Origin of the sequence: Paenibacillus algicola, assembly GCF_005577435.1 — a bacterium.
In the GTDB taxonomy this organism is placed as follows: Bacteria; Bacillota; Bacilli; order Paenibacillales; family Paenibacillaceae; genus Paenibacillus_AQ; species Paenibacillus_AQ algicola.
This window is the reverse complement of sequence record NZ_CP040396.1, coordinates 1460162-1482787: the sequence shown is the minus strand read 5'-3', so window position 1 is coordinate 1482787 and position 22626 is coordinate 1460162. Positions and strand designations below refer to the sequence as shown.

The 22626-nt window shown below is 44.3% G+C and carries 14 protein-coding genes; 1 reads left to right on the top strand and 13 read right to left on the bottom strand.

The window, feature by feature from the left end; all coding sequences use genetic code 11:
- Nucleotides 1-55 precede the first annotated feature (55 nt).
- The gene (locus E6C60_RS06585; RefSeq protein ID WP_138225126.1) at nucleotides 56-1633 is read right to left on the bottom strand and encodes a response regulator; all 1578 of its coding nucleotides are present in this window, start codon (nucleotides 1631-1633) and stop codon (nucleotides 56-58) included.
- Between the two features lie 272 nt (nucleotides 1634-1905).
- Here E6C60_RS06585 and E6C60_RS06580 point away from each other — a divergent pair, with 272 nt between their 5' ends.
- The gene (locus E6C60_RS06580; RefSeq protein WP_138225125.1) at nucleotides 1906-3177 is read left to right on the top strand and encodes a glycoside hydrolase family 27 protein; all 1272 of its coding nucleotides are present in this window, start codon (nucleotides 1906-1908) and stop codon (nucleotides 3175-3177) included.
- A gap of 52 nt (nucleotides 3178-3229) precedes the next feature.
- Here the strand turns inward: E6C60_RS06580 and E6C60_RS06575 are convergent, their stop codons facing one another.
- The 12 genes from E6C60_RS06575 to E6C60_RS06520 all read right to left on the bottom strand — a co-directional run bounded on the left by E6C60_RS06575 (nucleotide 3230) and on the right by E6C60_RS06520 (nucleotide 22509).
- Nucleotides 3230-4171, bottom strand: a complete 942-nt coding sequence (locus E6C60_RS06575; protein ID WP_138225124.1) for a helix-turn-helix transcriptional regulator — start codon at nucleotides 4169-4171, stop codon at nucleotides 3230-3232.
- 92 nt (nucleotides 4172-4263) lie between these two features.
- Nucleotides 4264-5847, bottom strand: a complete 1584-nt coding sequence (locus E6C60_RS06570) for an extracellular solute-binding protein (RefSeq protein ID WP_138225123.1) — start codon at nucleotides 5845-5847, stop codon at nucleotides 4264-4266.
- A gap of 57 nt (nucleotides 5848-5904) precedes the next feature.
- The gene (locus E6C60_RS06565) at nucleotides 5905-6786 is read right to left on the bottom strand and encodes a carbohydrate ABC transporter permease (protein ID WP_138225122.1); all 882 of its coding nucleotides are present in this window, start codon (nucleotides 6784-6786) and stop codon (nucleotides 5905-5907) included.
- A gap of 15 nt (nucleotides 6787-6801) precedes the next feature.
- On the bottom strand, nucleotides 6802-7722 hold the full coding sequence (locus E6C60_RS06560; protein WP_138225121.1) for an ABC transporter permease: 921 nt from the start codon (nucleotides 7720-7722) through the stop codon (nucleotides 6802-6804).
- Between the two features lie 199 nt (nucleotides 7723-7921).
- Nucleotides 7922-13873 carry a sugar-binding protein gene (locus E6C60_RS06555; protein WP_138225120.1) on the bottom strand — a complete coding sequence of 1984 codons (5952 nt, stop codon included), beginning with the start codon at nucleotides 13871-13873 and terminating at the stop codon, nucleotides 7922-7924.
- 414 nt (nucleotides 13874-14287) lie between these two features.
- On the bottom strand, nucleotides 14288-15949 hold the full coding sequence (locus tag E6C60_RS06550; RefSeq protein ID WP_138225119.1) for an extracellular solute-binding protein: 1662 nt from the start codon (nucleotides 15947-15949) through the stop codon (nucleotides 14288-14290).
- Nucleotides 15950-16019: 70 nt separating this feature from the next.
- Nucleotides 16020-16895, bottom strand: coding sequence for a carbohydrate ABC transporter permease (locus E6C60_RS06545; protein ID WP_138225118.1), 876 nt, complete (start codon nucleotides 16893-16895; stop codon nucleotides 16020-16022).
- 12 nt (nucleotides 16896-16907) lie between these two features.
- The gene (locus E6C60_RS06540; RefSeq protein ID WP_233281170.1) at nucleotides 16908-17864 is read right to left on the bottom strand and encodes an ABC transporter permease; all 957 of its coding nucleotides are present in this window, start codon (nucleotides 17862-17864) and stop codon (nucleotides 16908-16910) included.
- Nucleotides 17865-18013: 149 nt separating this feature from the next.
- A complete protein-coding gene (locus tag E6C60_RS06535; protein WP_175415228.1) occupies nucleotides 18014-20146 on the bottom strand; it encodes a helix-turn-helix domain-containing protein in 2133 nt (710 codons plus the stop codon).
- Between the two features lie 158 nt (nucleotides 20147-20304).
- Nucleotides 20305-21150 carry a formylglycine-generating enzyme family protein gene (locus E6C60_RS06530; protein WP_233281219.1) on the bottom strand — a complete coding sequence of 282 codons (846 nt, stop codon included), beginning with the start codon at nucleotides 21148-21150 and terminating at the stop codon, nucleotides 20305-20307.
- Between the two features lie 157 nt (nucleotides 21151-21307).
- Complete coding sequence (locus tag E6C60_RS06525) at nucleotides 21308-21841, bottom strand: chromate transporter (protein WP_138225115.1); 534 nt, start codon at nucleotides 21839-21841, stop codon at nucleotides 21308-21310.
- 38 nt (nucleotides 21842-21879) lie between these two features.
- Nucleotides 21880-22509 (bottom strand): chromate transporter, encoded by a 630-nt coding sequence (locus E6C60_RS06520; protein ID WP_138225114.1) that lies wholly within the window; start codon nucleotides 22507-22509, stop codon nucleotides 21880-21882.
- Nucleotides 22510-22626: the final 117 nt, after the last annotated feature.

The window sequence follows — 22626 nt, the reverse complement described above, 5'->3', positions numbered from 1 at the left end:
TTGGTCCTTAGCTTTAGATTATTGGTTATTGACCTGATCCACTGGAGTACATACATCATGACCGCGCACGCTTCTGGTATTCCGAAGGGGTCACCCCTTCCGATTTTTTGAATACTTTCGTGAAATATTTAGGATCGTTGTAACCCACTCGCTCGGCCACTTCATGCATTAGCAGTTCCTCCTGAAGAAGCGCTTTAGCCAGCTTTATTCGAGCGTTCGTAATATAGTGATTGATTGTAACTCCTGTTTTTCTTTTAAAGGCTTGGCAAATATAAGAAGGTGTCAAATAAAGCTCATGCGCCATTGTGCTGACACCCAGATTAGCATCTGAAATACGATGATTGATGATATTCAATACTGCGTCTGCCGTTTCATTAGATCCTGGCTCCTTGATTTTACCGAAAATCCAAGCGGTTAGACGCTCAACATAGTGTTTAAAATGATACATAGTAGGAAATTCAGCAACCATTTCCCACAAGTATTGATGCTCCGTATCCATGTCCTCTTCATGAAACTGTTTCAGATTCAACTGGTTACTATTGATATACTCTTGTATTTCAACCAATAACATGTAGAAAAACTGGCGAACCTGGGTCACTTGCTCCACTTCAGCTTCTCTAAGTACCTCAAAAAGCTGCTGAAAAAAAAGCTCTGTCTGCTCTGGCTGGTTTTGTTTGATGGAGGAGATAATGCTCTCGATCAACTCTTCGATGTTCAGGTTTGCCAGAGACCGCTCCCTTTCACCGCGCTTTTCTTGACCCGTTACACAGGCTTCCCCCAGGAAAAAGCTTTTACCCAAACCCTTTTGTGCTGCTGCAAAGGATTGCGGGAGGTTCTTGCAATCGGCAACCCGTGTGCCGACGCTTATAAACACGGAGGTCCCATGTGCTGATGCTTGCGTTAAGAGACGCCGACACATATCCTTTATATCCTCCATACTTATCGCAGAAGCCGCTGTGCAATGTACAACAATAACATCACCCTCTACAGCCGATGGAGCGAATATCATCTTTACATGGGCCATGAGAATTACAGCTTCTTGCGTAAGTATGCTCAATACTGCATGCGTATTGTTAGCCATTACTGATAAATGCTTCGCGGCCTGGAGCTGCTTGATCAAGATCGTTACACAGGGTACATCACCGGGAAACTGCAGCTTATTCAGAGCGCTGCTTAAAGAATGTCCATTGGCAGTCTCGTTACATAGATCGTTCACAGTTTTTCTCTGCAGAAGATTCAGATCCAGCTCATTCCGTTCTTGAATAATAGACTGTGCTGTCCTGGAGAGTAACGACTTAATTTCTTCTCGATCAATAGGCTTTTCAATAAAATCGATAGCCTGTAGTTGGATAGCTGATTTCAACAGCGGCTTCTCTGAGTAAGCGCTTAAAAAAATAAGCTTGGATTGTATGTTGTTCTCTCTAATTCGCTTTGCCATGTCAATCCCGTTCATCTTGGGCATCATAATATCACTTAATATAAGATCAGGCTTAAACGTCATGGCCAGCTCAAGAGCCTGCAATCCATCCGGCGCAGTTAATACCGAGGTAACTCCAATGTCACTCCATGGAATATAACGCAGCAAAAAATCTCTAGTTCTTCTTTCATCATCCACAATTAATGCTTTGATCATGCCTGCCTCCCACTGCTACTGGATTGGCCTTATTCAGGGTAGCAATATTATATATAAAAAAATCATAACAGTAAACTAACTCTTTAATAAAACATACTTAATACATACTTAATACATATTTTTAACGTTTAAGAATAAATATACCTCTCAAGTTCAGAGCAATATTTTACTTTTCTGAATAGCAGCATTTTAGTCTTGAACCCTTCACCTACTCCATGTGATCATAAGATTATTAACGCTGCAAATGTAGCGATGATGAAAGGATGTTAACCATGACAGCTACAGTGGAAATCGCAAGCTCCCCGCCAATGGGTTGGAACAGCTGGGATTGTTACGGGGCTTCCGTAACGGAAGAAGAGGTCCTAGGCAATGCAGCATATATGTCAGAGCATATGAAATCTTACGGATGGGAGTATGTTGTTGTTGATATTCAATGGTACGAACCGGATGCAAACTCTTCCATATATCGGCCATTTGTACCGCTTGCTATGGATGATTATGCGCGTTTAATACCGGCCATCAATCGCTTTCCATCCGCTGAGCAAGGACGAGGCTTTGGGCCATTAGCTGATCAAATACATGGCATGGGACTCAAATTCGGAATACATATTATGCGCGGAATACCTAGACAAGCTGTTCACGCTAACACTCCGATCTTGGGAACATCACGGACGGCGCGGGACATCGCCTCTACTACGTCCATATGCTCATGGAATACGGATATGTATGGCATCGACGCCACAAAAGAAGGAGCACAAGCTTATTACAATTCAATATTTGAATTGTATGCCTCCTGGGGTGTTGATTTTGTCAAGGTTGATGATATTTCGTTCCCGTACTCGGAAGGTGAGATTGAATTAATCCGTAACGCTATTGATCATTGTGGTCGGAATATGGTTCTAAGCTTATCTTGCGGCCCAGCTCCGCTGGAGAAAGCTGAGCACCTTAAAACACATGCCAATATGTGGAGAATGACTGCGGACTTCTGGGATCGATGGGAAGATCTATTTGACGAGTTTTATAAATGTGCGCTTTGGCAGGAGCATGTCGGTCCTGGTCACTGGCCGGATGCAGACATGCTTCCGCTCGGACACATCGCACTTCGGTCCTATGAACATGCTGTGGGAGACCGATGGACTCGCTTCACAAAAGACGAGCAGGTCACAATGATGACTTTATGGTGTATCTTTCGTTCCCCATTAATGGTCGGGGGTGAATTGCGAGACAATGATGAGTGGACACTTTCTCTTCTTACAAATCCCGAGGTATTAAGGTTAATTACGCATTCTTTCGGTGGAAAACAGCTGTTTCGGAGCGGCAGCCACATAGCATGGACAGCTAAGGACCAGGATGGTTCAATGTATCTTGCTGTATTTAATACCGGGGTGACTGCTGATTATATTGAAGTCCCTTTATCAAAGCTTCAATTAGAAGGCGTTATCCATGTAAGAGATGTATGGGAGCGAGCTGAACTGGGTCAAGCTGAACGTTCCATATCCTTAAGAACACTTCCACACGGAGCAAGATTAGTAAAGTTAACGTAGTTGCAATAGCCGCCTCAGAGATCATAGATCTCAGGGGCGGCTTATTTATTTCTCATTTAATACTTAGATGATCGATAGGCATGAAATCCCTGCCTTTTCTAAACTTGCCCGGTGTAGTGCCTACCCATTGTCGAAATACCTTTGAGTAATAATTACCGTTGGAGTATCCTACTTCCTTTGCAATTTCCTCAATGTTCATGTCGGACTTTCGCAGTAGTTCAGCGGATTTCTCAATTCTCACGCGGTTCAAATATTCGAGCGGGGTACAGTGTATATATTTACGGAACTGCCGCAAAAAATGATACTTTGAAATCCCTGCCATGCTCGAGATCTGATCTAAGCTTTCGATGTCCTTGAAATGAATATTCATGTATTGGAGTGCACGTTCAATAAACACCGGCATCTCGTCATGTTCTTGACTGGATGGCTGGTCTCTGAGAAGGGTCATGAAAAATTGATATGCCAGTTCAGCTGAATAATATATATTTTGAATTTGCTTGTTTCTAGCTTGTTCCAGCATCTGTCTTAGGCACCTGATGATTTCGGACTCCGAGTGATAAGCTTGAACGTTCCCTCGGTCCTGAGTGACCTGATCAACCCAGCGCGAGAGCTCCTTATCCATAATCATCACATAGATAAATTCCCAATGAGACACCGACGGCTCAAAGAAATATTCGTGCTCTCCCGGGATTCTCACCATAAATGCTTCCCCGGGCTGAAGTGTATGAACAGAGCTCTGAAGCATAAGCTTACCAGACCCAGATAATGTATATTGAAAAAGAACATGGTTGGGTTCTGCTCTATGCAGACCATGCCAGCGATAGTCGGGATCAGAAAGATGCTCCCATCCTATAGATGAAATTTGTGGAAGCGGAAAAGGAGGCGTATCCGTAAACAAAAAACCATAATTTTCACGATAATTAGTTTGGTAAGAAATGATTCCCGCCTCCTTTAAATCAATCCAGAATGATAAACAGAACATGATATACAGCATTATAACAAAATTTCAGACAGGCAGGGCAGCATGCGCATGGTTGCAGACGAGCAAGAGCCGGATGGAGGGCCATCCAGCTCTTGCTCGGTATATTATTGATAAGTTACACCAAATGCTTCTAACTGCTTCTGAGTTTCCTGAATGTATTCTTCAAAGCCCGCGCTCTGTACCTTGGACCTTAGATTTTCAATACCTGCATCAATATCTTCCAGATATCCAAGCACTAAAGGCACGAAATATTGATCACTGATATCCTGAATAGCGGCTTCAATAGAAGCCATGTTTCCGATTGTTTTATCCATAGAGAACAGAGCTATATTGGATGGAACTGCTCGATCCTGTGCTTCTTTCAGTACACTCTCATACACCGGGAAGGTGTCCGCAGGCGTCAAATAAAATCTGGAGTCTCTCCATCCCCATGGACAAGCTGAATCCGGCGGGAAATTTGCGCTTTCAGGGAGTGATACCAGCCTGCCGTCTGAAGAAAGCTCCCAATGCTTCCCTTCAATGCCGTAAGTCGTCAATTGGTTATACCATTTATCGTTCCGGAGAAGATCTAGCAGCATTAATGCACGCTCTGGATTTTTGGATTTGGCATTGATCGCCATGCCGTTGTTGATATATGGATTCGCAACAATTGAGTTCGTAGTGATCGGGTAAAATTCCAGTTCCCAATCCGGCTGGGATTGCTTTAACGAAGTATAAGTTGAAGAAGCTTGAAGCAGATTGTCAATGAATGCTGCACTCTTGCCATTGACAAAAGAATCTCTAGCCGGGATTTTGTTCACCATAGCATTTTTCGACCAGTAGCCGTTCGTTCTCCATTCTTTCATTTTTACCAAGTAATCCTTCAGTTCCGGAATATCGAGGCTGCTTTGCACCTGAGCTCCCTCTTCCGTCTTTACAACGGTCTGAACACCACTCTCTTTACTCAGACGATTGTAATAGCCGTTATCCACGTATACTGCCGCTCTAAGCAAATAGTTGAAATCCTGTGCTCCAGTATCCCAAGGAATCATGTCAGGCTCGTTTTTCTTGATGACATCCAGGTAAGCACCAAAATCGTCCAAGCTCTTGATTTCGTTAATGTTATACTTTTTCCGGAGGTCACCACGGACGATGTAGCCGTCAACGGTAACCTCTTTATAGTTCATGGGCAAATTGTATAGCTTTCCGTCCACCATTGCGGAGTCGAGAACCTCTTGTGGCGAATTAGCTACAGTCTGGGGCGCATACTTATTCAAATTCTCTGGTGTGATTTCATAGAAGGCTCCGTTTTTCGCGTTTTTAAAATAATCCGACCATCTAGCTGAAGAAATTAAATCGTAATCCTCTCCTGAAGCCAGGATCAAAGGATATTTCTGTGCCCAGTCTGCCCAGGAAAGAAATTCTACCTTTACCGTAGCGTTTATATCTTCTTTTAATTTTTGATTCAGTTCATCATACACGACCTGCGCATCAACGGGTGTATCGCCCAGCAGAATCATTTTCAACTCCACTTCTTCTGACAGATCAGCTTCACCTTCATTTGTGCCTCCCGTTCCTTCTTTCTCGCTGCCTGTCGATGTCACAGACCCGTTGCCTTGATGATTGCCTTTGTCAGGACTGCAGCCAAGGATGACGGATAGTAGAAGCAAAACCGATAACAAAATACTGGCCGTACGTTTTGTTTTCATTGCATTGACCTCCCAATTTGATTTATATATATAAAATTAGCCTTAGCCAATCCTATATCAGCCTTTTACTGCACCAACTGTCACACCGCCAATAATATGTCTTTGAACGAATGGATACACAAATATGATCGGAAGCACGACCAACGCCGTCATGGCAAGCTTCAATGTTTCTTTAGGCATCTGAGGAATAGGAACACCTGACATGGAGGCCATACGGCTTAAGGCATCCATGGAGTTTACCATCTTGTAAAGATAGTATTGCAGTGGCATGAGTGACTGATCTGTAATAAACAGCATTGCACTGAAGAAGTCATTCCAGTATTGTAAAGCGATAAATAAACCGATGGTTGCCAAGGCCGGGCCAGAGACCGGTAGAATAATTTTGAAGAAAATTCGCAGCTCGTTGGCACCATCCATTTTTCCAGATTCTATAATTTCAAAAGGAATGCCTGACATAAAACTCTTCATTACGATGATATAGAAAACGTTGAGCAGCAGCGGCAGAATTAACGCCAGGAAATTATTCTTCATATCGAGATAAGAGACCATCATAATATACCAAGGCACCAAGCCGCCACTGAATACAGACGTAAAGTAAATAAAGAAGGAAAAGAAATTTCGGTATTTAAAGTCCCGTCTCGACAAGACATAACCTGTCATAGCTGTCATTAAGAGTCCGGCCGCTGTACCGACGGCCACTACAGAGAATGAGATAAAATAAGCCTGGAACAAATCCTTGGGATTCTTAAAAGCTAGTTCATAGGCCTCCAGCGACCATTCTTTAGGAATGAGAGAAAACCCGTTGCGGATGACAGATTGTTCGCTTGTAAATGATCCTCCGAATATAAAAAGTAACGGTAGAACGCACAAAACAGCAAGGGCAATGAGAAACAAATAACCAGCTGAATGGAAAAGCTTCTGTTCTAACGATCTCGACATTAGCGCACCTTCTTTCTAAAACAAAGAATAATCGGAATTGTATTTTTTAATTGTAAAATTAGTTACAAGGATAATGACCAGACACAAAACGGCTTGATAAAGCCCTGCTGCTGCTGTCATCCCGATATCAGCTGATTGAATTAGAGAACGGAATACAAAGGTATCAATGACATCCGTTTGGTTGTAAAGCAAGCTGTTGTTACCCACCACATTGTAGAACAATTCAAAATTCCCTCTAAACAGCTGTCCCACTGCAAGCAGTAACAGAATCATAATTGTCGGCATCAGGAGCGGTAGCGTAATTAACCGAATACGCTGCATAATGCCTGCTCCGTCAATTTCTGCTGCTTCATACAGACTTTTATCAATGCTGTAGATGGCAGCCAAGTAGATCAGCGAATTGTAGCCGATGTACTTCCAATTATTGAAGAACACGATGATGTAGCTCCAGCTGCTGCTGCTGCTGTAAATATCAACCGGCTCCATACCCCAATCCTTCAAGTAGTGATTAATGATGCCATATTCAAAGTTGAATAAGTTGTAGATAAATGTACCCACGACAACCCAGGAGATAAAAAAAGGAAACAGCAGCGTAGTCTGTATATACTTCTTCACAAATTTCCGTCCTATTTCCGCAATGAATAACGCTGTTGCAAGCTGTAGTATCAGCCCGGTGGCCATAAATGCCAGATTATACAAAATAGTGTTTCTCGTAATAATCCAGGCCTTTCCGCTCCTAAAGAAAAAATCGAAATTATCAAATCCCACCCAAGGACTGTGAAAGATTCCTTTGTCAAATCTAAATTGCTTAAAGGCAATGACTATACCGCTCATTGGAATGTATTGAAACACAAAGAAATAAAGAATTCCGGGCAGCAGCATTAAAAACAACAGCTTGTTTTTCTTGAGCTCGTGCATCAAACCTTCTTTTTTCATTCTCTCTCTCCCCCATACGTGACTTGGTTTCTGTACTTGTCATAAATATAAAGCGCTTTCCGGATATCGTATAGAATGAATAATTGTCACTAGGTGGAATAAATATCACTGATTCAAATCATCCATCTTATCACTGCAAATAAGGTCTTTAGCCCACCACTTGTGGGCTAAAGACCTTATGTTGATTTAGCAGCTTACTCTATTCATTATTGATCTGCAACAAATTGTACAGGGCTTGCGCCGCTTCAGCACGGGTAACCTGATCTTTAGGTGCAAACCTTCCATTCCCCTTCCCCTGAAGCAAACCGATACTGATCGCCTCCGCAACGTTCTCAAATGCCCAGTCCGAAATTTGTGATACATCCTGAAAAAGCTCTCCGCTTACTGTTGGTCCAGATGCTTCACTGTGCCCACTCTGGTATTTATACCTGTACGCTCTTACCAGAACTGCAGCCATTTCTTCGCGGGTTAAGGGCTCATTAGGTGCAAAATGGTCATTTTGTCGTCCGATAATGATGCCGAGATCAGCTACGGCAGCAGCGTGAGCTTCGTACCAAATCCCTGCCTTTATATCGGAAAAGGAGTTTGCACTGGATGGAGGCAGTTTTAAAGCCCTAGAGATCAATACCGCTGCCTCTGCTCTCGTAATGGACGCCCCTGGCTTGAACTGGAGGTTGTTTACACCCGTTATGATATGTCTAGAACTCATTAACTGAACAGCAGGAAACACCCAATGCGTTGAAGGTACATCCGTAAATATTTTGGAGTACTCGAATAAACCATGCATTCCAAACTGGTTTAAGTACAGTGCCAGACTTTCTGCGTCATTCTTTGGCTCACGGTCCATATATGCCCATATACCGCTAGTCTCATCAAAATAGTATACTCCTGTGAGGTCGGCATTGACGTGATTGCCTTCCAGCGGGAGCACCACCCGGATAGCCTCCTTGCCAGGCTTCAATGTAATCATTTTTCCGTTATTTATTAGTGAAACGTTTAATTGGTAGACTGCTCCTGCTTTTTTTACAGCGGCTTGAAAATCCGTTTTCATCAGCATCGAGACTTTCGCTGTATCCAATGGCTGTAAGGTAATTTCCAACTTTGCATTCGTATCATTTGACCGTTGCATCGCCTTGATTTCCTCCAGCCATTTACGATCCAGCGTCATTGCTGCACTACCATTATTAATGGTTAGGGAACGCCCCTTTATCTCATGGAGAGGCACTTCAGCACGACCGGTACCAGCGTTTACCTGAATCACCCAGTCATCCCGATCTATCTCAGACTCGGGCTTTACGACCACAGGCTCTGTTCCAGACGGAGGAGCAGGGATTACTGGCGGAGTTACAGGAGCTGCAGTTTGACTGAAGAAAATAGTATATACCGAGCTCACAGCAGGGTCCTCCGCCGTTACTACAATTTCTGCTGTACCCGGTATACTGGCAGGCATATTGATCTTGACTGCAGCATTTGTATCGAAGAGGACCGGGACGACTGCGGGAATATTTATTCTGCCTGCTGGCAGTAAAACCTCGTATGCCGTCCTGCCACTCTCAAACCCAGGCAGATATGAACCGTCAATAAGAATATCCGCCAATGCTGCATCCGTAGACTTGGGACGTGATTGACGAAATACAATATCATCCACATACATAGGGGTGCCTTTTTTACCATCCACGTAAAGTTCAATGGTTGCTTCTCCTGATGTAACCTTAATCTCTTTAATACTTAGCTTGGTATAACTGTTAGTCGTATCTGTCAGCTCCACCTTAGCGTCATCACCGCCATAATTTTTGACTGCCGCGTATCCGGAGTTTAGACCGTATCCCTTATGCCAGACCTCAAACTCATACAATCCATCGGGAAGGTTATACACAGTTTGAGTTACCGTCACTTTATAAGCATCACTGCTGTAGAAATTTCCAAACTGAATGCCATTGCGATGGTTAGCACCATACTGGTTATCCATTGTATAAAAAGCTTTGGTATCGCCCGAAACAGACCAGCCGGTTGGTGGATTTTTGTAACCTTTATCCTCTTCAAACCCCGGATTAAATATCCGGTTTGGCATCACAGGATACTCTATGACCTTAAAGAGAATGGCATTTGTTTGTACGGCTGCTCCTTGAAGATGAATTGTTGCAGTAATATAAGCTATCCCTGGTGATTTAGCAACGACTGTACCATCATCTTGCACAGCAGCCACACTTGTGTCACTGCTGGTGTAAGAAAGATCGGCCGCGGCAATATTAGCTGCACGCCCATCCTCAAGCCAGCCTTTAATACGGATTTTCGTCGCATCCTGTCCTGGTTCACCAAGAACTAACGTCCTTTTCTCGCTATATATCTGTGCGGATTGAACTGCAGATTGCGAAGGCGGCCCGGATTGAAGTATAACGGTTCCAAGATATGAAGGTGTTGTGCTTGATAAGTTTTCAGAACCAGACCAGCCTGTTATGGATTGTCTGGATGCAGTGCCTTGGGTGCTGTCCAACTGAACATCAAACCCGATACGATCGCCTGCAGCATGAGGAAGCTTGAATGGTATTTTAATCATGACATGAAACCCTTCATCTGTGACAGCCGTGACGGATTCTACACCTTCCAGATCCATATTTTTAAAAGGTTGAATGTCATTCATATACGAGACAATGATATGTCTATCAAAGCTGCCGTAGCTCAAGCTCTTGCTATTATCTTCATCCACAAAAAACTCAGCTGCGTCCTTCTCCCAAATTTTTTGGTTCTCGTGATTTAAGACGTAACCGGCTTTAGCTTTAACAAGCGCATACAGATAGTCATCATCCCATAATAATTGAAACGTCCCGGGCAGTGGTATTTCACCCAGCCTCAAACGCTCAATGCTAACGGGCGGGGCAAGCGTCCATAATGGATCTATGGTTTCCGCATTCATATTTGGCGTACCTTGAACTGCAGATGCCTCAAATCCCACAAGCTTCAAGGTGCCCCACACGGCAGGACTTGCATCGGATAAATTCTGAGTTCCCGACCAGCCTGTAATGGAAACACGGTTCTGAGTACCCCCCGTACTGTTGATTTGACTGTCATAGCCTAATAGGTCACCCGCCTGCAGACCTGCTTCAACAGGAATCACTGCAAGCACCTTATAATTTGTGCCCTCAGCCTCGGCAACAGTGCGAATATTGTCTAATCCTACCTGGTCGAAGTTTTTAATGCTGTTTTCATAGTTCACAATAATATGACGATCTTCAGATCCATAAGAAAGCCTTCTGGATTTTACCGGATTTACAAAAAACTCAACGGAATCATTTTCCCAGATATTCTTATTTACTGCATTCAGCGCAGTATCTCCATAAACCTCCGCCAAAAGATACAAGTGGTGATGGTCCCACATCGCTTTGAGTGTACCTGGAGTTATGGAATTCCCCATCCGAAGCTGATCAATGTTTACAGCCGGCACCTCATTCCACTCTGAATCAATGATCTCACTTATAGTAGGCGTACCCATTATGGCTTCGGACTCGTATCCGATCAATTCAAGCTCTCCCCATACTGATGGAGTCTGATCTGATTGGTTCTGAGTTCCCGACCATCCACTGATCGACTGGCGAGAAGGGCTTCCGTTCGTACTATTGACCTGAACATCCATACCCAGGATGTCACCAATACGCGGTGTATCCGTGAACGGAATCTTTACTTCAGCAACATAGCCATTGTTAAGCAGTGAGGCAGCGGAGTCCATACCTGCAGTACCCAATACATCAAAGGCTTGAATTTGATTTTTATAGTCCATGATGATGTGTCTGTCATTGTCGTCATACGTCGGGGATTTTGAATTATCATGATCGAGAAACACTTCTACACTGTCACGATTCCAAAGGTCTGATGACTCTGCATTCAAGCTGCCGTTCACCGGAACCTGTGCCAGGATGTACAAATATTTCTGATCCCACATCATACGGAAAAATCCCGTATTCGATGAGTTACCCAGTCGCAGCTGATCACTCTTAATCATCGGTGCTTTTTCCCAAGCGGAATCAATCAGGCCATCTATAGCTGCAGTCCCCATAATGGCTTGTGCTTTATATGGAGAATCCGAAGAAGGAATCTGATACAAATATTGCTTGCCAAACACAATATGATCAAAATATATCCATTGCTCACCTATTGCTTGAGATGTGAACTTAATTTCTGCTTTTCCTGTTGTTACCTGAATATTTTTGATGGAAACTTTAGTCCATTCATTACTTTCCGGAATTTCCACAACCTGATTTTCACGTCCATGACCTGAGACAGACATCACCGCTTTTTCCTGTCCGCCACTAGACTTCACCCAAGCACTCAGAGTGTATTCTCCATCCTCGAGACCACTGATTTCTTGAGAGGTCTCTACATAATAATTTTCTGAGCTTTGATGAACAGCATATCGACTACCAAGCGCTGCTCCCAGCGGATTATAGACTTCCCGTCGTGCTTCACCCTGTTTCAGTTCTAGTCCGGGAGCCTCTTGAACAGAAAAAGCATTCTCATCCCCAGCATTAGACCACTCCTGAACAGACGAGTCTTGTTGCTCTTCAAAACTCCAATTCGCTGCACGGTTGCGGTCCACAAACACGATATCTTCCGAGGTTTGATCTGTCATGATTCCCGCTTCATTTAAACTGGTCACAACCTTCCCATTAATGACAAGATGGTCAAATACTAGATGGGACACTTTGCTGTCGGGGGCTTCCGAAGAAGGAAGACCGCTGATTAAATTACCACTGGAAGGCTGGTCAATCCGCAAGTCTTTAAAATACATATGCTCTATTTTCCCAAAATCTTTCCCGTTCGCAAATTGAGTCTTCGTAATGCTTAATCCAATGAAGCTTTTGGAGCTGCCATTAAACTCCTCCACCCTTACATCCTGTATCATAAAATTGCGAAGATCGCCTGGATTGCCGCCTCCATGCAGTGCAAGAATGACATGACCATTGTTGCCCCCATGCGTATCATAATGGATGACGTCAACATTGTTTACAGACACACGATCCGCATACTCTCCGTTCCAGCTAATAAGCAGGACCGATCCGTTCTTATGCTGCCAGGCAACCACGTCCTGGACATCCAGATAAGAAATACCTTGACCAATGTCAATGGCATCATCCGTTCCAAAAAAGAAGATGTCACGAACTGTACTGTTTCCGATCGGATGAATACCATCGGAATTGTGTCTCCAGCCAATCATTTTAATATTGTTATATACATTTAGATCAGCCGGATCTTCAGAGATTCCTGTATAGTTTGCAAGATTAAAACCCGGAGTATCGACAAGCGTTGGTCCATCCACATGAAAGTCATGAATGTTACGGAATACAAGCAGACCATCGACGCCCCACTTGCCGTCGTGTTTTTTATTCTCTCCCGAAATTATTCCTCGGCCCAAAATGGAGATGTTCCGCTGACCGTTACCTGTAAAGGATCCTTTAACGTAAGCACCGGGAGCAACATATATGGTCTGATTTGATCTCAAGCTGTAGGTCTTGTTATCTCCTAAATCATGGATCCCAGGCTCGAAATAAAGAGTTTTTCCTTCCGTCAATGCGTTATCCTGATCCAGATTGTGTGAACCGGATTCATATACCAGCACATGAGGATCCTGCTTATTCGGTATTAATTGCGGGTCCTCCGGAGGATCGGCGAAGATAAACATTTTATTCTTCAGGTCGCCGTCAAATTCTACAGATACTTTAGCGGGATTGTCTAGTGTAAATCGAACGGTATTGCCGTCTATAACCGGCGTAATGCCGAGATCCAAAGGCCTCACTACCGCTTTCTTCACAGGATCACCTGTCAACCTGGTCACTTCAATAGTGACAGGGCCATCTTCCATCGCAAAGCTAGTCCAGGAAGCATTATCTCCTTGTCCAGAAGTATACGTATCCGGATAATGATTAACACTTTGGTAGGTGTATGAATTCTTTCCGTTCACCATTACACTATAATAATTTGATGCAGGCAGTCCTTCCGGTGCCGGATACAAGGATATCGCCTCATGAAGAGGCGGCTGAACTGAAATTTCTTCTTCTGCAGCCTGTAGCTCGGCTGGCGTCCAAGGAAGCAAACTTACAATAAGCGCAATCACTAGCCATCGCACAAGCCCAGGCGCCCGTTTTTTCATTCTTGACATGTTTTCATCTCCCTGTAATTTTGTTAATCTACTAACCTTGGACCTCCCTTTTTATCATGGTATTTGGAAATGTGCTTTTTGTTGCTTTGTATGCGTTATCATTTCCAGCTTAGAACAAACATTAATATAAGGTTTCCGGTACTTCAATAGTAAATAAACGCTTATCTATTAGTCTTTTATTGCTCTGCAGGATTCATGAAAGTAACTTCCTAAGACCTGATTTCACTAACAAATATTCCTCCTCTTCCTATGATTTCTCCTCAATATGAATAAATAATAAAATCAGTCTCAAAGAGCTTGTGTATAAGCTATTGACGAAAGTTCAATAAGAAAGGCCGAAGCCACAGATTTATCTGCGGTGCGGCCTTTTCTTTTTTGATGAAGTAATGCAATTCCTAGAAATGTAAGTACGGATTAAAAATCAACAGCTGGTTTTTTCATCAAATCTTTTTGCTTTGTGGTGTAGAAATTATAAACGTCTTTCTTTAAGAATACGTCTGATTGTTTCTCTGAAGTAAACCACTGGTTATGGAATTCCAGAATCCGTTCACCACCGGACTTTACAAAAATATCCTCTGCATCCTTCAAGGCTTGATCTACCGTATAGGAAGCTCCGCTAACGATAGATTTATTCCTAATATCAGTAATTGTTTTGTTCATCGTCGACCCGATTTGATTGAGCTCTTTGGGCATTTGAGGCATGTAATTTCCATAAGTCAAAAAGCTCGGCTTGTGATCCCCGTTTAAATAAAATTCAGCAGCATCATTAGCAATTTGAATAAATGCTTCATCCATCGGATCTTCCGGATTTAACGTGCTGACGAAGTCCCGGCACGGACCGAATTCCATTTCTGGATACAGCCATTCAAAATACAAGCGATTCCATCCCACTTCTTCTGTATAAAGCGCAGAATCCAGGCTTTGTGGACATCCGTTCTCTCCGAGCTTCCAATGCTTGTCTTTAATTCCATAGCTCATTGTAATTCCAGTAGAATCTTTAATCAGAAAGTCAATATATTTCATGACCGCTTCCGGATTCTTCGCTTTGGAATTCACCATCACAAACATTTCAAAAGGTGGATTTAAATAAATCATGTGTTTTCCAGTTGGAGACTCAGGAATTGGCATGGTCTGATAGGACCCATCAGGGTTATTGTTCTTAAAGGTTTTAAAAGTATCATACCCCATTGCTCTGGCTCCCTGATTAATAAAGGTGATGCCGAGCTTGCCATTCAGAAAATCTTGCTTTTCCTTATCCCCGATAACATCGGTCAGGAAATCCTTGTCAACCACATTGTTATCGTACAGCTTTTTCATAAAACTCAGCGCCTGGCGGCTTGGCTCGTCATCTCTCGTTAGCTTGCCTTCTGTTTCATAATAGCTGGTAACGCCGAAGATATCATTGATCAGATTCCGGCTATTTTCGGATAACCCAATCCCATAAGTATCAGCTTTGCCGTTACCATCGGGATCTTCCTTCGCGAAAGCCTCTGCGACAGCGTATAGCTCCTCTGTCGTTCGTGGCATTTCAAGTCCGAGTTTTTTCAGCCAGTCGTCACGGATCACCATAATCCGGTTTGTTTTTAACCCGATAACACGAGTAAACTGATACATATTTCCGTCTGACTTGGTAGCTACCTTTTTAATTTCAGGATACTTTTCCATCAGCGCTTTGTATTCTGTGCTGTATTTCTCAATCAGCTCATCAATCGGCATCACCAGCTTCTGATCGATCAGATGATTGATATATTCGTCACCAAAGGTCATGATGAGGTCCGGCGCATCCCCTGAAGCAAACAATGCATTATATTTTTCAATGCGCTGTGCCACAGGAATGTTCATAAATTCCACTTGAACAGGCGCATTCTCATTAATCCATTCCGTCCAGAAATTTTGCTCACCTGTACCCTGGCTGGTTGGAATGACTCCGAAATCTACAAAAGGGACTGTAATTGTAGGCTTATCCGTTGCTGCCTCGTTGTCTTTCACCGTTGGCGAAGGTGAATTGGCTTCATTCTGTGAACAGCCTACAAGCAGAAATGCGATCATAAGTACAAATGCCAATACTTTACTCAAAGAGACTGCCTTCCTTTTCAATTGCCCCACTCCTCATAGTGTAATCGTAAACGTTATACCAAAGTTGAGCTTATCCCTTTACCGCACCAAGCATCACCCCCTTGACAAAATACTTTTGCAGAAACGGATAGACCATCATCAATGGCAGCACTAGCACCAGAATGCCTGCCGATTTGATTCCAGCAGGTGTCAGCATGATGTCAATGTTCGCAGAGTCCTGCCCTAATAAAGCGATCAGCTGCGTACTTTGAATCATTTGCTGCACCATTACGGTCAGATTGATTTTTTCAGACTCCGTAATATAGAGCAGAACGGGAAGAAACAAATTCCAATAATGTACTGCATAGAACAACCCCAATGTAGCCAGGACCGGTTTAGACAGCGGTAGAATCAGATGAAGCAATATTCGCCATTCCCCCGAACCGTCTATTTGTGCTGACTCGATCATTTCTTCCGGGATTTGTTCAAAAAATGTCCGCATGATCAGCATGTTGTAGGTGCTCACAATGCCAGGTAGCCATAAAGACCAATATGTGTTCATCAAATCCAGATTCTTGATCAGCATGAATGAAGGTATCAGCCCACCCTGAAATAGCATGGTGAAAATGATTGCCAATGTAAAAAATCTTCTGCCATAGCAATATCCTCGAGACAATGGATAGGCGGCCAAAATAGTCATGCCCAGGCTAAGCAAGGTTCCGACAACGGTCAAAATAACATTGTTTACGAGACCTTGTACGACCCGTGTTCCTTTAAGCAGCTGTCTATAATTATCCAGTGTAGCTTCAATCGGCCAAAAGCTTACTTTACCGGTCACAATTGCATCGTAGCTGCTAAACGAAACTGAAATAATATAAATTAAAGGCAGCAAGCACGATGCGCCTGCAAGGAACAGAATAAAGTAAACCATAATAGAGAACCAGCGTTCTTGCTTTTCATAAATCATCAGGTCATCCTCCTACCACAATTGTTGACCGAATTTTCGGGCGACCCGATTTGCGCTCAAGACCAGAACTAATCCGACGAATGATTCAAACAAGCCCATTGCAGTTGTTAGCGAATAATAGCCATTTTGAACCCCCATTGTGTAGATATACGTACTGATCACATCAGCCACATCTTTGACTGCTGAATTTTGAAGCACAAAAATTGGATCAAAGCCTACCTCCATAATTCGGCCCATAGCCAGAATAAGTAAAATAATCATTGTAGGCCTGATCGCAGGCAGTGTAATATGCCATATTTTCCTCAGCTTGCTTGCCCCGTCAATACTTGCCGCTTCATAAAGACTTGGGTTAATCGATGTTAATGCAGCCAAGTATATAATGGCGCTAAATCCCGCTTCTTTCCAAATTCCAGAGCCGAGAAAAATAGCGACCCAGCTCGTATTTTGGTAGAGGTAAGGGATTTCAATGCCAAATAGGTAACGAGTTACCGTGTTCACAATGCCAGTTTCCTGTGAAAATACGGTTAACACAATCCCACCGACAATAACCCAGCTGAAAAAGTGAGGCAGGTAGACCAGCGTCTGAACACTTTTCTTAAACCACTTCACTCTCGCTTCATTAAGCAGCAAGGCGATTAAGATCGGAAACGGAAAGCCGACGATGACCGAGAGCGTGCTGAGCACAAGCGTGTTTCTGATAATGTTCAGGCTTTGCGGATTACTGAACAGCAGTCTGAAGTTATCAAAACCCACCCAAGGACTTTTAAGAATACCATCGATTAAATTGTAATCCTTAAATGCAATGACAAGTCCCAGCATAGGAATGTACTTAAACACAATGTAGTAGATAAGAACGGGTGCAAGCATTACTAGCAGTGGAGCGGTTTTACTAAAGCTCGCTCTTCTTTTGAATGAACGATCTACAGCTTTCTGAGAATTACCGCGCATACGGATCATGCTCCGTGCCATAAGGTTTCCTCCTTTCAGTTATTGGTAGCCCTAATGTAAGGGGTTACAATAAATCCGGCAACATATAGTTTTCTGCTCACTTATACAAAAAAAACCACAGACCATAAGGGCCCGTGGCTGTTGAAAGAAGCAAAATATATGCATTAGTTTCAGTCGACCTCATTATTTTCAGAAGACTCCATACCCGTCAAGGATTTACGGTAATAGGAAGGAGAAATGCCATGAAGCTTCTTGAATGCCTGACTAAACGAGATTGCGTTTGTGTAACCTACCTGAATCGCAATATCTTGAATAGCTAAAGCAGTATCTCTTAAAAGCTCTTTGGCTTTCTCCATCCGAAGCTTTAACAATACGTCGATAAACTTCTCACCAAACGCTTCTTTAAACAATTGACTTAAGTACTTAGCATTAATATTAAAGCGGTCACTCAACACAATTAAGGACATATCTGCATCGCTGTAATGATTCTCAAGATATGCCCGCACGTCACGGATCACGGAATAGTGCTGTAGAGTATGAAGCCGGTCTGCAAAGCATAAACGGCATTCTTGCAAAATCGTGATCCACTCTTTCAGCAGCTCGTCAAGGTGCTCTGCGCGGTCCGCTGCCTGATTTAATCGTTCATACGCAGCCGTATTCCATTCCTGGTACCATTGTGGGGGCAGCTTACGCATCTCTCGTTCTAAGTGATAGATGAAGTAATTCAGGAGACTGCGCATGTCTTCAGATGAAAACCAGTCCACCTTCAGGCTGTCAAACAGCTCGGACAGCTTATTTTCCCAATGATCTTTTCCTAGACGATACAAGTCAACGGCACTTCTCAGCTGGATAAAGTTGTTATACAGTTCTTCTTTTTCACCCACCGGTACATCCCGATAGGAGATCAGCATACCTGTCCCTAGCACCAGCTTATAACGAGCAGCCTCCAGTGCTTGTTCATAAGATTCGACCAAAGCTCCGGGCTCATGAACAACTTCCCCTAAGCCAATCGTGACTGAAAAGCTCAAATGCTCTTGTGCCCAGCTTTGAAGCTGCTTGTAGACATGGAGCACATTTTCTTTTGCAGACAAAGAGTTAAACCTTACAATAGCCGTAATCCTCATCGGTGCGATCCATTCCTGCCATAGATGCAGCTGAGGCTCCTTTTGTGCGGCCTCTTGGTGGGCTGTTGCGAGCACATATTTCAGAAGCTGTTGATCTCTGCAATTATACTGTGTTTGGAAATCTGTATAATGATCAATTTCTACATTAACCACCAATGCAAATGACAATTGTCCCGGCATAGCATAGGTATGCATAGCTGCATTCCACTCGTCATGACCGATCCTCCGGCTCCCCTCAACAATCTCTCGGAAAAAATGCCGACGGCTCAACTGCTGGACTTCATTGGACTGATTCCAGTATTTTTTTGAAATGTCCACCAGCTCGTCCAACGACTTCTCAAATATACCATGATCGTTGACAGGGTCATCTGGCGGGTTAAGGTTGGTGCGCATATAAAAGGATCTTAATGTATCGCTTATTTTTCTAACCGGGCGATAGTTTCGAATCGAAGCATAGAAAATCAGGAGCCCTCCAGCAAAAATCAATAGCAGTGCACTGAACACCCACCGGTTGCCAACCGAGAACCACCACATCAATCCCCCTTCTGTAGAACGGGCACCACTCAATAGCTTCCATCCGGTATAGGAAGAGGACAGCTCTGTAATCGGCGGCTCTTTATGGCGATTCATATCGCTTTCAAATATTTGATTGCCCTTCGCATCATACAGTTCTGTGTAGCTTACTGTATCCTGCTGTGCTTCCATTAAGAACGACCTTAAATTTTGCTCACTGATATTGATCACTACACCGCCGTATTCTCCACTAAGTATTGGATATCTGCGGAACAATGAAACCACATTTTTTAACTTCTGCGCTTCTAGTTCGTGAAATTCTCTAAGGCTTGTCCAGTTCTGATTTACTTCAGATTTCATATTATTCATGAAAAATGCCGCGTCACCAAACTCGTTTAAGTAAGTACTCGTGCTGCTGGTTAAAGTCTTTCCATCCGTTACCCTCACAATATATACGCTGTCGATAAGCGGATATTGCAGCATCAATGAACGAAGCTTCCTAACCATTTCAAGGTGAAGAAGCGAATCATCCCCACTCGATTCAAAAAAACGTGTAAACAAGCTGCTCGTCTGAATTTCGTCAATGATGCCTTGATCAATGCTGCGCAATTGAAATTCAACAGCCTGCAGCACATATGCTGCGTAGCGGGCATTGAGACGCTCCATGTCCTGTTCCATCATCTGTCGAATAAAGATATAAAAGATCACACACAGCAAAAAAATGACACTCAGAAAAATAGAGATGTAGGATATGAACAGACGCTGAAACCAATTTCGCAGCATGAGATCACCACTTACTATCAGAATAACTCACACATATACCACTACAAAGATCGAGCAACCCGAAACCCGCAATTGCCTGTTGAGCTGTCCGGCGTGTTGGAGCTGCGCGCAGCCACCCGGTACCGATTGCAGTATGAGCGGTGACATAAGTAGGATCCGCCCCGCATGGAGCGCTTTCCGGTAGAACGACTATATCGGGGGTTGTCCGCGGAAGTGGTCTGATGGTAATCCGGGCTGAACCAGTCACTGCACCACTCCCACACATTTCCTGACATATTATAAAGACCGTATCCGTTAGGCAAAAAGGCATCCACCGGTGCGGTGCCGACATAGCCATCCAGTTCACTGTTACGCACGGGGAATTTGCCCTGCCAGATGTTACAGCGATGCTCGCCGTCCACCTTCAGCAGATCTCCCCATGGATATGTTCTGCGCTCCAATCCTCCGCGGGCCGCATACTCCCACTCCGCCTCCGTAGGCAGCCGGACTCCCGCCCAGCGGCAATAGGCATCCGCATCATTCCATGAAATATGAATGACCGGATGATCCAACCGATCCTCCACATGAGACCCCGGACCCTCCGGAGCATTCCAGTAAGCCCCTTCCACGACATACCACCAGGGAACATCCCGCGGCACATGCTCGACATGCTGCTTGATCTCCTCGGGCACCAGCAGGTGAAACACATAAGACCAGCCAAAGCTTTCAGCCTCTGTAACATAGCCTGTAGCATCCACAAAAGCCTTATATTCCGCATTAGTGACCGCATATGGAGCGATCTCGAAGGCATCAAGCTGGACCTTGCGCTCTGGCCCCTCTCCGTCGGCCGGAAAGCCGTCCGTAGAGCTCGTACCCATCCAGAAGGCTCCACCAGGCAGGCTGACCATCGCCCCGGCATGCTCTTTTCCTTCGCCTGGCAAAAGAGTGGCCTCTGTCACCACCTGCTCCTTAACGGCTTGATTGGCGTTGCTGCGGCTAGCGGCACAGCAGTTACCGGATGAACTCATATCTCTTCCCCCTTTAATATGGAAGCTTTAATTTAATTTAGAATAACACAATGCCGGCTGCAGCGGCTGCCAGAATGAGCAGCAGCGGATGCAGCTTGTAGCGGATCAGAAGCAGCAGGCTAAGGCCGCAGATAATCAGGGTGCCAATGCTGCTCCAGGTCACAGCAACCTCGCCGTTGCCGAGAAAGCCGAAGTGCAATGCGGCATAAACGATCAGCCCGGTTACGATGGGTCTTAATCCATAGAATGAGGAGCGCACAAGGCTGTTATGGCGAACCCGGAAAAATAAAGTGGCAAGCGTAACAATAATCAGCAGCGAGGGCAGTACAATCCCGGCTGTGGCAGCCATGGCCCCAGCTGCGCCGGAGGTCTTGAAGCCGATCAGCGTCGCCGTGTTCGTGGCAATCGGTCCCGGCGCCATTCCAGCCAGCGCCACCGTACTCTGAAACTCGTCGTTCGACAGCCAGCCGTACTCGGATACCTCGAATTGAATGAGTGGAATGACGGCATAGCCTCCACCGAAGGAGACAAAGCCTATTTTAAGAAAAGTAAGAAATAATTGCAGCAGCATGCGTAATGAACCCCCTTTCATGTAAAGCCGTTACACCGTTAGATATAATATTCCGGACTGTAGGATTGAGGGGTTGCGTTTACAACGATTTCCTTCTCGGTTTGAATCGACAGCCCGATCCAGCGCTTGATCTGAATAAACACAATACCTGCCAGAATGCCGAATCCAATCATATAAATCGGACTGATCGGGAAGACGACGAGAATAATGACTGCGGAAGCCATCATGACGGCCGTTGATATATCAAATACCGACTGCTTTGCCATCCGATAAGCGGCTAAGAGGATAAGTGCAATGACGGCCCCTTGAATGCCCTGCAGCGCAGCCTGGGTCTTCTCATGGTCATGAAACATCAGGTAGAACACGCTCAGTAAAATGACAATGAGGAAAGTAGGAAGCGTAATGCCGATCACTGCTGCCGCTGCGCCGGGAACTCCAGCCTTGCGGTACCCGATAAATGCTGCTGCGTTAACGCCAACGCCTCCCGGTGCCGAGCCGGAGAGGGAAATCATATCTGCCATTTCCTTTTCATCCATCCATCCCCGCTTCACCATAATCTCCCGTTCAATGACAGGCAGCATGGCGTATCCGCCTCCGAATGTAGATGGTCCAATCTGAAAAAAAGCTTTGAACAGATCTATAATTAAACGACGCCGTTCGTTAGACAAGGAAGGTCACCTCCAAAGATGTTTGCTTTCATACCTCTATTGTAGCACCTTTATTCCATTTTGGAATTAAGTATTTTGACCATTCTTGAATTTAAAGCATTTTTCATTTTAATTCAG